Source organism: Pseudomonas sp. zfem004, from assembly GCF_032621715.1.
GTDB classification, from domain to species: domain Bacteria; phylum Pseudomonadota; class Gammaproteobacteria; order Pseudomonadales; family Pseudomonadaceae; genus Aquipseudomonas; species Aquipseudomonas sichuanensis.
In genome coordinates this window covers 91,121-103,470 of record NZ_JAVYJF010000018.1, presented here as the reverse complement: position 1 = coordinate 103,470, position 12,350 = coordinate 91,121, and the positions used below count along the sequence as shown (strand labels likewise).

The window sequence follows — 12,350 nt, the reverse complement described above, 5'->3', positions numbered from 1 at the left end:
TATTGGCCCGGCACTTCAAAGTGCCGGGCGGGGGTTATGGGTGCTGGCGTTCGAGTATCAGCGGCGTACCGTCCGGAGCGGTCCAGCCATAGCGCAGGGCGCCCTCGCGGCTGAAGTGCACCACGCTGCTGCCGTCCCCACCCACCAGGGCCAGGGTGTCCGGGGTTACCAGCCAACTGCCGGGGCGCAGGCCGATCAGCTGCGCGACACAATCCAGATCGCCGCCCAGCGCGCCTTCGTTGGCGTCGAGGCGCAGTTCACAGGCCTGCGCTTGCTGGCGTTCAGGGTAAAGCTGCCAACGCCCGGCCAATTGCGCGGGGTTGGGGAGTAACAGGCTGCTGGCCATACTGACCTCGGTCATCACCATCAGGGGGATCGCCCACAAGGCGATCATTGGTTTGCATACAGGCATGCGTCAACCTCAGCTCAAAAAGGGGCGGCGCGCACACGCCGCCCCCTCTTGCATCAGACCACGATGTCGGTGACAGCGGCCTGGCCAACGGTGGTCACCAGGAAATCGCCGAGGCTGTTTCCGGTGAAGTCGATGGTCAGGCTGCCCAGGTTGGTGGCCTGGTCGTAGCTCAGGATCGCCTCGCCGGCATGGCCGGTGAAGGCGTTGACGAACTGCAGCGGCAGCTTGTCCACGGCGAAGGCGGCCATGCCCGACAGGTCGATCTTGTCCTGGCCACTGGTGAAGTCCATGATCCGGTCCGGTGCCGCCTTGGCCGAATCACTGACCGCGCCGAACACGAAGGTGTCCGCGCCGGCGCCACCCCACAGGGTATCGGCACCGCCACCGCCGTAGATGATGTCGTTGCCGGCACCGCCCTTGAGCAGGTTGGCCACGGCATTGCCGATCAGCAGGTCGTTGCCCGAACCGCCGAAGGCATTTTCCACGGTGACGCCCTTGGCGATGGACACGTTGCCGACCATGCCACCCACGTCGGAGAACGACGCCTCGTTGAGGTTGATCTTCTGGTTCTGGGTGAAACCGGAGAAGTCCAGGGTGTCGTTGCCGCCACCGTCCCACACCGCGAACACCACCTTCGACGACGCCGAAGTGGCCGAGTAGAAGTCGCGATCGGCCGTGGAGTTGAAGCCATACACCGTGTCGCCCGAGCGGGTCGCGTAGTTGGCGCCGTAGAGCTTCTGGATCGCCGCGATATCGTCCAGCAGCGGCGCCGAGGCGTAATACTGCCCGCCGCCCTTGACGAAGTTCTGCGCGGTGTTGCTCTCGCTCCAGTAGCTCATGACGCTGTAGCCGCGGGTGTCCTGGGCGTAGGTGGCGTCGCGGTAGGTCGGGTTGCCATTGCCGGCGTTGTAGTCGCCGGGGTGGGACAGCCCGAGCACGTGGCCGATTTCGTGGGTGAGGGTCTGGCGCCCGTAGTTGCCGGTGCCCGGGGTGGTGTTGACCTGGTAGCCGCTGTTGATCAGGTACCAGGATTCACCCTTGTGCGAGCCCGGCTGGTCGAACGGCAGGTAGGCGAAGGCCGCGCCGCCGTCGTTGGCGCTGTAGTTACCGAAGGTCATGTGACCGTCGCCGCCCGACGCCGCCTCGGTGAAGGTCACCTTGGCCACGTCCGCCCAGGACTGCATGGCGAGCTTGGCCTGATCCTTCTGCAGGCTGCTGAACTGGCTGAAGCTGCCCAGTTCGCGGCTGTAGAAGTCCGACGGCGCGCGGTTGAGGAAGGTGTAGGTGAGGCTGATGGTGCCGTCCTTGTTCAGGTCTTTCCAGGCCGCACCATCGCGCAGGATGAAATCGGCCGCCTGGTCGACGGTGTAGGACGGTTTGCCGTTGATGTTGGCGCCGCCGCGATCGTACTGATGGGCGAAACGGTCTATCACACCGGCGGAGGCACTCGGCCCTTGCGGTTGTAACGCAGAAGCGGCCGAAACACTGGCATTAACTTGGACTTTCGACATGCAGGTTACTTCCTTGTTTACAAACAAGCAGTTGATGTCAGACAGGACTCTCCCACTTGGCGAGTTCATCCTGTCACTCGCCCTTATGAGGCGCAAAAAAACTGACACATAACGAAACTTTCTGTCCAGCGTTTTCTGACAGGATTTTTTCGTTTGTGAACAACAGCACTGCTATGCCGTTATTTGCGCAAACTGTTATTACCCCGGCAAACCCGGATAAAACCATGAGTCCCATTAATGACTCGGTGGTTTTTATTCATCCGCCCGAAGTTTACTTATGAAAATGCGACCACTTGATGTTCATTCGAAGCATCATTTCGTTTAGGCGCTTTACTGCGCGACAACCGGCCACACGACCCTCCGTCGCCTGGCCGTTGACTTGCACGCGCCCTCGGCGCTCATTAGGCGTTGGTCAAAAGCCCTTTCCCGACAGGACGACACGATGACAAGACTCACGGTGCAATCCGGCGATTTCTTGCAAGGTGAAGGCGAGTATCGCAACGGAGCGCTCACACTCAAGACCCCGCGCAGCCCCTCGCCTGGCGAGCGCATTTCCCTCACACGCATCCAGGAGCTGAAACTGGCCAACCTGGAATCGACCCGCAGCCTGGGCGGCGCCCTGGGTTGGGGCATGGCCGGGGCACTGGTGGCCGGGCCGGTCGGCCTGCTCGCCGGCCTGCTGCTGGGTGGCAAGGAGGACGAAGTGACCTTCATCGCCACCTTCAAGGATGGCCGCAAGCTGCTGGCCATCACCGATGGCAAGACCTGGTCGAAGATCGACGACAACTGGCGTCGGCATCAACGGCCGGTCGCCGCCTGAATTCCCCCCGGCTCATACGTTTTCTCCCTGAGTGCCTGCGTTTGCAGGCACTTGCTCGTGCGCGCCTGTTAACATGGCGCCCTTTTGCATCCGCCTGACCGGCGCAACACCGGCGGGCTTCCCCTGCCCGACACCTGCCCTGCCGACCGCCGCCGACCGATAACGGCGACGTCGGTATTTTCAAGGAGCCCCGCATGACCCCGCTTCGCCCCCGCCTGCCCCTTGGCCTGCTCGGCCTCGGCCTTGCCCTGCACAGCGCCCATGCCCTGGCAGCAGACAGCGTGACCCTGGCGCCGGTAAAGGTCACCGAGGTGTACGGCAGCGATGGCTACCAGGCCCGCGAGGCGCAGGTCGGCGGGCTGCACAATGCTCCGCTGCTCGATACCCCGGCGGCGGTCAGCGTGTTCAGCCGCCAGCTGCTCGACGACCGCCAGGTGCGCAAACTGAGCGAAGTGTTGCAGAGCGACGCCTCGGTGGGTGAAAGCTATGCGCCGGTCGGTTACTACGAGAACTTCAACGTGCGCGGTTTCGAGCTCAATGCCGCCAGCAGTTACCGGATCAACGGCCAGACCATCGCCGGTGAGCAGAACGTGGCACTGGAAAACAAACAGCAGGTCGAGCTGCTCAAGGGGCTGTCGGGGCTGCAAAGCGGCGTGTCGGAGCCTGGCGGGCTGGTCAACTACGTGACCAAGCGCACGGAAGACGTTCGCACGCTCAGCGTTTCCACCAATGAACAGGGTGAACGCTACCTGGCCACCGACCTGGGCGGCTGGTTCGGCGCCGAGCGCCAGTTTGGCCTGCGCGTCAACCTGGCCCATGAAGACATCCGCAGCTATGTCGACCATGCCGACGGCAAGCGCGACTTCGCTTCGCTGGCCGCCGACTGGCAGATCAACCCCGACGCCGTGCTGGAGCTGGACGCCGAATACCAGCACCGCGAGCAGTACTCGGTGCCGGGCTACCAACTGCTGGGCGGCAGCCAACTGCCGCACAACGTCGACCCCAAGGACCACCTGGCCTGGCAGCAGTGGGCCAAGCCGGTGCAGAACGACTCGCTGAACCTGGGCGGGCGCTTCAAGTACCGCTTCAACGATGACTGGAACGGCACCTTGAGCGCGTCGCGCAGCAAGGTGGTGATCGATGACTACAGCGCGTTTGCCTGGGGCTCCAGTGAGGGCGCGTTCTTTGCCAGCAACGGCGACTACGACATCTACGATTTCCGCAGCCCCGACGACACCCGGCGCACCGACGAGGCCCAGGCCATGCTCGATGGCCGCTTCGAAGCGTTCGGCGTAGGCCATGAGCTGACGGTGGGTGCCAGCGCACAGCGCCGCACCCTCGACCAGCGCTCGTACTACAACGAGTGGCTGGGCACGGGCAACATCTACACCGGCGCACCGGCGCTGGCACCATCCGACAGGCCCATCGGCGACAGCGAACGCCGCCTGGACAGCCGCCAGTACGGCCTGTTTGTCAGCGATCGCATCACCTTCAACGAACACTGGCAGACCGTCATTGGCGCTCGCGAAGTGCGCCTGGACGAGAAGACCTGGGATGAAAACGGTATCGCCGGCCGGCATACCCGGCAGTACCAGTTGCTGCCCAATGCGGCGCTGATCTACAAGCCGCAGCCTGACACCACGCTGTACGCCAGCTACTCCAAAGGCCTTTCCAGTGGCGGCACGGCGCCGTGGTTCGCCAGCAACGCCGCCGAGATCCTCGCCCCCACCCTGTCGCGCCAGCTGGAAGTGGGCATCAAGCGCGATTGGCAGGGCATGAGCTTCAGTGCCGCGCTGTTCCAGATCCGCCAGGCCTACCAGTACGCACAGCCGCAGGACGACGGCACTTTCACCTACGTGCAGCAGGGCCAGCAGAAGAACACTGGCCTGGAACTGGGCGCCAGCGGCTGGGTGACCTCGAAGCTGCAGCTTCAGGCCAGTGCCGCGGCAATCCGCGCCCGGGTGCAGGACAGCGGCACCGACGCCTACGAGGGCCATCAGGCGATCAACGTGCCACGCGTGCGCGCCGCGCTGCACGCCGACTACGCCCTGCCCGTGCCGGGCCTGGCACTGCTCGGCGGCGCGCGCTACAGCGCCAGCAAGTACGCCAGCCAAGCCGGCAACGTCGAAGTCGGCGGTTACACCGTGTTCGACATCGGCAGCCGCTACAGCACCCGCATCGGCGGCTACGACACGGTGCTGCGCCTGACCGTGGACAACGTATTCGACAAGCGCTACTGGCGCGACGTGGGCGATTACCTGGGGGACAACTACCTGTTCCAGGGCGCGTCGCGCACGGCACGGTTGTCGGCGTCGGTGAGCTTCTGAACCTGGGCTCACGCCCGCACTATCTTCAGGTAGATCGCATTGCGATAAGGATCGAAGTACAGTGCACTGCCGGCCACTCCGGTGGCTGGCACCAGCCGCCGCATGTCATCACGGGTTCTTAGCACGAGGCGCCAGTTCATGAACGCCTCCATGTAGCCGCGCCCCCAATTGTCCTGGGTGAAGTTGGCCACCAGCACCGTCCCTCCGGGCGCTGTACGCTCGACGAGCACCTTGGTCAGGGCGGCGGCCTGGGGCTCGTCAAGATAGTCATACAGGCCTGCGGAATAGACAAAGTCGAAGCCACACAGCTCCTGCTGCTCGCCTAGCGCTTGTGCGGCCAGCTTCTTGGGCTTGATATGCCCGGGCAGTGTCCGGCCAATGACCTCGAGGCTTTCGTCATCCTGGTCCAGCACGTCGTATCGGGAGATGGCCAGCATCGCTTCGTTGCTGAGTAGCAGCCCCTCACGACAATGACCACACGCCACTCCGAGCACGGACAATGTCTTGCGCTGGCGGACCTCTGCATTGATCAGGCTCGCGATATGCTCGCGTCGCCAGCGCACGCTCGCGGCATTGGGGCTGTCGGTCAGGAACGCGAACACCTGCTGGCCTATATCGCTGCAAGGACTGGGCGGTTCGCGAAAATACATATAGTCCATCATGACCGCGTCTCCGGCGTAGCCTCGCGGCCGTTCACGCGCACGCCGGGTAAAAGGATCCTCCAGCAGCAGGCTATCCAGACGATGCTGCCGGCATGCTGGCAGGACGCCCTTCGCCCAAGCGTTATCGGGCAGCGTCAGGCGAAACTCGGTCAGCCCTTCAACCAGGCTGGCCATCCCTCGCTCGTACCAACCTCGCTGAAGCTCGGCAAAACGCGCGTCAAGAAACGCCGTGATCGCGGACATGAGGCACCTCCTGGAGCTTGCAGCGTCCAGAAACACATGCCCCACGCTAGCGCCAGGGCCTAACCTTTCCAACTGGCAAAAATATCAGTGCCCTTTGCCCAGGCATGGCCGGCGGCGCAAAACAAAAAGCCCCCGAACCTTTCGATTCGGGGGCTTCTCGTAGAATGTGGCGGTGAAGAAGGGATTTGAACCCTTGATACGATTTCTCGTATACACACTTTCCAGGCGTGCTCCTTCGACCACTCGGACACTTCACCGTTTCTCTTCAAGCTATTCAGCCTGTCGAGGCGCGCTAATTTAGTAGAAGAGCTTTTCTTTGGCAAGCATTTTTTTCAGAATTTTCATGCGCTTAAGCCAATCAGCCGAATTCGCTCGGTTATCAAGGCAAAGCTGCCATTGTGGCCTGCGCTTTTACCTGCCGCAGATACGCCGGCCCGATGGTGCGAGGGGTAGCGGCCTGGCGCTGACCGACCGGTCAGCCTTGGTGCTTTACCTGGCTGGCGACGCTGGGTAACGTCGTCGCCACGCCACCCTAAGGACTCTGCCATGAGCGAGCTGATTACCTACCACGCCGAAGACGGCATCGCCACCCTGACCCTGAACAACGGCAAGGTCAACGCGATCTCGCCGGAGGTCATCAAGGCGTTCAACGCCGCGCTCGACCGCGCCGTGGAAGAACGTGCAATCGTGATCATCACCGGCCAGCCGGGCATTCTCTCCGGCGGTTACGACCTCAAGGTGATGACCGCCGGCCCCAAGGAAGCCGTCGGGCTGGTCACCGCTGGCTCCACCCTGGCCCGCCGCCTGCTCTCGCACCCCTTCCCGGTGATCGTCGCCTGCCCTGGCAACGCCGTGGCCAAGGGCGCCTTCCTGCTGCTGTCGGGCGACTACCGCATCGGTGTCGAAGGCCCCTACAAGATCTGTCTGAACGAAGTGCAGATCGGCATGACCATGCACCATGCCGGCATCGAACTGGCCCGTGACCGCCTGAGCCGTGCAGCCTTCCAGCGCTCGGTGAACAATGCCGAGGTGTTCGACCCGCAGGGCGCGGTGGACGCTGGCTTCCTCGACAAAGTGGTGCCGGCCGAGCAACTGCTGGAAACCGCCACAGCGGTCGCCCGTGAAATGAAGAAGCTGAACATGCTGGCGCACAAGAACACCAAGCTGAAGGTGCGCAAAGGCCTACTGGAGGTGCTGGACGAGGCCATCCTGGCGGACCAGAACCACCTGGGCTGATTGGCGGCCCTGAACACCTGCAGGATCGGCCTCATCGGGCCGGTCCTACAGACAAGACATCAAACCTCCCACAGCATTTGCCGCCATCAGTGCACGTCCGTACACTGCGCCGCGATCGTCCTGTGTGAGTCGTACCATGCTTTATCTGCTTCGCATGCTCCTGCTGGGGCTGCATTTCCTGCTCGTAGGAGTGCTCGGCCTGGTCATCGGCCTGCTGCGCCCGTTCAACCCCGACAACAGCCGCCTGTTCGCCCGCCTCTACAGCGTGCCCGCCGCCTGGTTCATGGGCATCAAGGTCAAGGCCGAGGTCGGCCCGTTGTGGGACCAGCCCCCGGGCTGCGTGATCATTGCCAACCATCAATCCAACTACGACCTGTTCATCATTGGCCAGGTGGTGCCGCGGCGCACCGTGGCCATCGGCAAGAAAAGCCTGGGCTGGGTGCCGCTGTTCGGCCAGTTGTTCTGGCTGGGCGGCAACGTGCTGATAGACCGCAAGAACAGCTTCCAGGCACGCCAGGCGCTGCAGGCGACTACCCGCACCTTGCAGCACGACACCTCGATCTGGGTCTTCCCCGAGGGCACGCGCAACCCGGGCGAACAGCTGTTGCCGTTCAAGAAAGGCGCGTTCCACATGGCCCTCGAAGCCGGCGTGCCGATTGTGCCGGTGTGCGTCAGCCGTTACACCCGGCGCATGGGCCTGAACAGCTGGCGCCGGCGCACGGTGATCATTCGCTCGCTGGCGCCGATCGCCACCGCAGGCCTGACCCAGCGCGACCTGCCCGCCTTGATCGAGCAGTGCCAGGCGCAGATGCAGCATTGCATCGACCATATGGAAAACGAACTGCCAGGCAACGGGGCCTGACTCTCGGGCCCTATCGCCGGCAAGCCGGCTCCCACCCTCACCGCGCCATTCTCGAAACTTGCGCTGCACCTGTGGAAGCTGGCTTGCCAGCGATAGGGCCTGCGCAATTCTTCATGTCTGCGGGTTGCCCCAAGCGCCCGCACAGCCCAAGCTGTCCGTTGTGTTCAACCGAATAAGCGGACAACCATGGGTCGAGTCGTCGCCTCTGCGGTGTACAGTGCCGGCAGGAAAGTCACCAACATCAGCCTCGATGAAGGCGCCGAATGGGCCCGCAAGCCTGGGCATTTCGTCTGGATCGGCCTTGAAGAGCCCAATGCCGAGGAGCTGGCCAACCTGCAGCGGCAGTTCGGCCTGCACGAACTGGCGATCGAAGACGCCCTGGAAAAACACAGCCGGCCGAAACTCGAAACCTTCGGCGACGCACTGTTCATCGTCACCTACTCCCCAGTGCGCCACGAGGGCCGGCTGGAATTCATCGAGACCCACATCTTTGCCGGCAACGGCTACATCATCACCTGCCGCAACGGCCATTCGAAATCCTATGCCCTGGTGCGCCAACGTTGCGAGGCGCGCCCGCTGCTGCTCGAGCACGGTGAAGATTTCGTGCTGTACGCCCTGCTCGACTTCGTCACCGAGAACTACCAGCCCGTCAGCGAAGCCATCCACGGCGAGATCGAAGAGCTGGAGCAGAGCGTGCTCAGCAACTCGCTCAAGGAGGAGGATATCCAGCGCCTGCACAGCCTGCGCCGCGACATCCTGCGCCTGCGCCGCTACGTGGCACCGATGGTCGAGGTGAGCGAGGAGCTGCAGCGCTTGAGTTTCCCGTTCATCGACAAGAACATGCGCCCGTACTTTCGCGACGTGCAGATCCACGTCACGCGGCAGATGGAGGACCTGGCCGGCATCCGCGACATCGCCAGCCAGACCATCGAGATCGGCATGCTGCTGGAGTCTTCGCGCCAGAGCATCACCCAGCGCAAGTTCGCGGCCTGGGCGGCAATCCTGGCGTTCCCCACGGCGATTGCCGGGATCTACGGGATGAACTTCCAGAACATGCCGGAGCTGGGCTGGCACTACGGCTATTTTGCCGTGCTGAGTGTGATCGGACTGGGGTGTGCGGGGTTGTTCTACAGCTTCAAGCGATCGGGCTGGCTGTAGAACGCATCGCGGGGCAAGCCCGCTCCCACGACCTGGACTGCCCCCTAGAAGTTGGACACCAATCCAACCCTTGGGGGCAGTCCAGCCAGCGTGGGAGCGGGCTTGCCCCGCGATCGATCAGGCCGCGTCAGGCTTGGACTTGGCCGGCTGCTGGATGAAGCGCAGCATCCACTCGCCCACCAGGTCACCCTGGTGCTCGGTGGCCAGGCTGGCCACGGCTTTCTGATAGACCTCATCCCCCAGGTAATCCTGGCGCGCATCGAGCAATGCGCGGGAATAGTCGTGGACGAACTCCGGGTGGCCCTGGAAGCACAGCACCTGGTCGCGAATGTGATAGGCGGCGTTCGGGCAGAAATCGCTGGAGGCGATCACCGTTGCGTCCTTGGGCAATTGGGTGACCTGATCCTGGTGGCTGATCAGCAGGGTCAGCTCGGACACTTGCGGGTCCATCCACGGGGCATGGGCCGCCAGGCTGTAGCGATGAACACCCACACCCCAGCCCTTGTCGGCGCGCTCGGCCTTGCCACCGAGGGTCAGCGCCAGCAGTTGATGGCCGAAGCACACGCCCAGCAGCTTCTCGCCACGCTCATACAGCTTGAGCAGGTAGGCCTTGAGGGTCTGGATCCACGGGTCGTCGCCGAACGAGTCGGCTTTGCTGCCGGTGACCAGGTAAGCATCGAAGGCTACGCCGTCCGGGGGGTAGTCGCCGTTCATGACGTTGTACACGTCAAACTCGGCAGCGATCGGCTGACGCGAAAACAGCTGCTCGAACATCCTTCCGTAGCCCTGGTACTGCGCGAGCAGCTCCGGTCGCAAGACATCGGTTTCAAGGATGCAGATGCGTAACGACATAGCGGTAGTCCTGAACGACATGTGGGTGGGATTTGCTGTAAAGACTGACGCGAAATATCAGCACAAGCAAGTAGGATGTCCGGACGAACGGTAGGCCCTGTAACCCTCGGTAACCCCCTGCGCGCACTCGTCTAGCCAGTGCGTGCCAGCGAGGTGGCCAGTGGCCTTAAAACGCTCGGATATCAATGCAAAATCCAATAGAACAAAGGGTTCTGAAACATGCCTGACGCGCGCCCTACTGTTGGTTGTATATCGACAAAACACGAGGCAAGCAGCAACGGCGTCATGCCACGCCACTGCGATCGACCCGACGCGTGACAGGGAAGCCAAGGGCTATTCAGGAATAACAACAAGAAGGCGGTCCGCCATGTTCAGACAATCGAAAGTACGCCAAGCCGGGCTCATACTCTTCGCCACCACACTGCTACTGATTCTGCCGAACCTCACCCGGCTGTTTGGCTGACGGCGGCTGTAGCCTTTGCGGGCAGTGCACGGGTAATCTGCCGACCTTGATGGTTGGAGACCCCCATGCGCCTGTACCTCGCCCTGCTCTGCCTGTTGCTCACACCGCTGCTTTCGGCGGCGCAGTTGAACCTGGAGCTGGGCGAAAAGCACCAGCAATGGCAGAGCGAGCAACTGCTCGACCACCCACAAGCCCGCGACATCACCATCGAACAGGATGTGGCCTACAAACGCGCGATGCATTACCGCGCGGTGCCGCTGGCTGCGCTGCTCGAAGGGGTGAGCGCAGTAGATCACCTGCAAGCCGTGGCCCTGGATGGTTTCGCCGCCGAAATGCCGGCCGGCCCGCTGCTGCAAAGCGGCCCGGCCCAGGCCTGGCTGGCCATCGAAGACCCCGCCCATGGCTGGCCGCCGCTGGCCGCAGGCAAGCCTAGCGCCGGGCCGTTCTACCTGGTCTGGACCAACCCGCAGGCCAGCGGTATCCGCCCCGAACAATGGCCGTTCCAGATCGCCACGATCCGCCGCCTGGCGCCGGTGGAGGCGCGTTTCCCGGCCCTGCTGCCCGCCCCCGCGCTGCCGGAGAATGACCCGGTGCGCCAGGGCTTCGCGCTGTTCCAGCAGAACTGCCTGGCCTGCCACCGCCTCAATGGCGCAGGCGACGCGCAGTTCGGCCCGGACTTGAACCTGCCACACAACCCCACCGAGTATTTCCAGCCGGCGTTCCTGCGCCAGTACATCCGCGACCCGCAGAGCCTGCGGCAGTGGCCGCAGGCAAGGATGCCGGGGTTTTCCACTGCGGTGCTGAGCGAGCAGGAGCTCGATGCGCTGCTGGCGTATCTGAATCATATGGCCGGGCGTAAACAGTGAGGCCGATCGTGCGCTGTTTCTGTAGGAGCGGCAGGCGAAAGCTATTCTGAAATGGCCTCAGGCGATCGGCCGCTCCTGCTTGACGCCCCAGCCTTCCACCTCGCCGCCATAGGGCGAAACCACGCGTTCGAACGATGCCTCGAAAGCGCCAATCCCGCCGTAGGTGGCGTACATGACCTTGCTCAGCTCCAGGTGCCAGGCGCCATCGTCACGCTCACTCACCTGGGCACTGAGCGACTCCCCACGGAACTGCCCCGCCGCCCGGCGCGCACAGGCCTCGTCGGGGAACACGGCATAGAACTCGATGGGGTGGATGCGGGTGAAATCGAAACCGCCAGCTTTCATCTGGCTGAGGACACTGCTGCTGATATCGTCGTTCAGGCTGCTCATGAAACGTCCTCCTGCAATGCAATGGATAGACTTTCCGTGCACAACGCACTTGCCTGGCATTTGAAACCTGCCTGGCGTTTAGAGCTGATGCAAAACGAGAATGAAGACGACGCGGGCCCGCAGATTAGGCCCACGCGTTCAAACAGCGTAGTGCCTGAGCCGGCACCTTGCCAGAAACCCGTTGTTCAGGGGGCTTCGTGGATAGCGGTGATGGTGACGCCGCTCTGCTCCTTGAGCCAACGCGCAGTCGGGGAGAAACTGCGATCCTGAAAATCGTTGAGGTCCAGCTCATCCATGAGCGGAAACAAACGGGAGCGAATCGCCCGTGCGGCATCTTCCTCACTGGGGCGCTGCTCGGCGTTGAGCAACAGCGATTGCGGTTCGCCCTTCTGATCAGCAAAACGGACTTCCCACTCTTTCATCGATCAGCCCTCGCTACCACTACGGTGAGTGAAACTGCGTACTAGCTTGACCCTGGCAAGGGGGCAATTGTTCAGCCCCAAGCATGAAACCTGATAAAAAAAGCCCGCCGGATCAGGGCGGGCTTT

At 63.0% G+C, this 12,350-nt stretch carries 12 protein-coding genes and 1 tRNA gene; 6 read left to right on the top strand and 7 right to left on the bottom strand.

Features of this window, described 5'->3' with window-relative positions:
• Nucleotides 1–34: 34 nt before the first annotated feature.
• Nucleotides 35–412, bottom strand: coding sequence for an AprI/Inh family metalloprotease inhibitor (locus tag RTH46_RS19435; protein WP_279846075.1), 378 nt, complete (start codon nt 410–412; stop codon nt 35–37).
• Between the two features lie 53 nt (nt 413–465).
• Complete coding sequence (locus tag RTH46_RS19430) at nt 466–1,923, bottom strand: serralysin family metalloprotease (protein ID WP_153786897.1); 1,458 nt, start codon at nt 1,921–1,923, stop codon at nt 466–468.
• Nucleotides 1,924–2,365: 442 nt separating this feature from the next.
• Between RTH46_RS19430 and RTH46_RS19425 the strand changes: the two genes are divergently transcribed.
• Both RTH46_RS19425 and RTH46_RS19420 read left to right on the top strand, forming a co-directional pair.
• Nucleotides 2,366–2,743: a hypothetical protein gene (locus tag RTH46_RS19425; RefSeq protein ID WP_125463173.1), complete on the top strand. Its 378-nt coding sequence runs from the start codon at nt 2,366–2,368 to the stop codon at nt 2,741–2,743.
• Nucleotides 2,744–2,937: 194 nt separating this feature from the next.
• Nucleotides 2,938–5,070: a TonB-dependent siderophore receptor gene (locus RTH46_RS19420; RefSeq protein ID WP_316906382.1), complete on the top strand. Its 2,133-nt coding sequence runs from the start codon at nt 2,938–2,940 to the stop codon at nt 5,068–5,070.
• A gap of 8 nt (nt 5,071–5,078) precedes the next feature.
• On the opposite strand, the gene RTH46_RS19415 is transcribed toward RTH46_RS19420, so the two are convergent.
• Together RTH46_RS19415 and RTH46_RS19410 are read right to left on the bottom strand one after the other, a co-directional pair.
• On the bottom strand, nt 5,079–5,975 hold the full coding sequence (locus RTH46_RS19415) for a hypothetical protein (protein ID WP_153786899.1): 897 nt from the start codon (nt 5,973–5,975) through the stop codon (nt 5,079–5,081).
• Nucleotides 5,976–6,142: 167 nt separating this feature from the next.
• Nucleotides 6,143–6,232 (bottom strand) — tRNA-Ser (locus RTH46_RS19410).
• 289 nt (nt 6,233–6,521) lie between these two features.
• Here RTH46_RS19410 and RTH46_RS19405 point away from each other — a divergent pair.
• The 3 genes from RTH46_RS19405 to RTH46_RS19395 all read left to right on the top strand — a co-directional run bounded on the left by RTH46_RS19405 (nt 6,522) and on the right by RTH46_RS19395 (nt 9,231).
• On the top strand, nt 6,522–7,211 hold the full coding sequence (locus tag RTH46_RS19405) for a crotonase/enoyl-CoA hydratase family protein (RefSeq protein WP_125463171.1): 690 nt from the start codon (nt 6,522–6,524) through the stop codon (nt 7,209–7,211).
• A 136-nt stretch (nt 7,212–7,347) separates the two neighbouring features.
• Nucleotides 7,348–8,073, top strand: coding sequence for a lysophospholipid acyltransferase family protein (locus RTH46_RS19400; RefSeq protein ID WP_153786900.1), 726 nt, complete (start codon nt 7,348–7,350; stop codon nt 8,071–8,073).
• Between the two features lie 186 nt (nt 8,074–8,259).
• The gene (locus tag RTH46_RS19395) at nt 8,260–9,231 is read left to right on the top strand and encodes a magnesium and cobalt transport protein CorA (RefSeq protein ID WP_110992573.1); all 972 of its coding nucleotides are present in this window, start codon (nt 8,260–8,262) and stop codon (nt 9,229–9,231) included.
• A gap of 117 nt (nt 9,232–9,348) precedes the next feature.
• On the opposite strand, the gene RTH46_RS19390 is transcribed toward RTH46_RS19395, so the two are convergent.
• Nucleotides 9,349–10,083 carry an amidotransferase gene (locus RTH46_RS19390; protein WP_316906381.1) on the bottom strand — a complete coding sequence of 245 codons (735 nt, stop codon included), beginning with the start codon at nt 10,081–10,083 and terminating at the stop codon, nt 9,349–9,351.
• Nucleotides 10,084–10,611: 528 nt separating this feature from the next.
• On the opposite strand from RTH46_RS19390, the gene RTH46_RS19385 reads away from it, so the two are divergent.
• Nucleotides 10,612–11,412, top strand: a complete 801-nt coding sequence (locus RTH46_RS19385) for a cytochrome c (RefSeq protein ID WP_316906380.1) — start codon at nt 10,612–10,614, stop codon at nt 11,410–11,412.
• 57 nt (nt 11,413–11,469) lie between these two features.
• On the opposite strand, the gene RTH46_RS19380 is transcribed toward RTH46_RS19385, so the two are convergent.
• Together RTH46_RS19380 and RTH46_RS19375 are read right to left on the bottom strand one after the other, a co-directional pair.
• Entirely contained in the window at nt 11,470–11,802 is a 333-nt protein-coding gene (locus RTH46_RS19380; RefSeq protein WP_110992570.1) for a ribonuclease E inhibitor RraB, read from the bottom strand.
• Between the two features lie 185 nt (nt 11,803–11,987).
• The gene (locus RTH46_RS19375) at nt 11,988–12,224 is read right to left on the bottom strand and encodes a hypothetical protein (RefSeq protein WP_153786904.1); all 237 of its coding nucleotides are present in this window, start codon (nt 12,222–12,224) and stop codon (nt 11,988–11,990) included.
• Nucleotides 12,225–12,350: the final 126 nt, after the last annotated feature.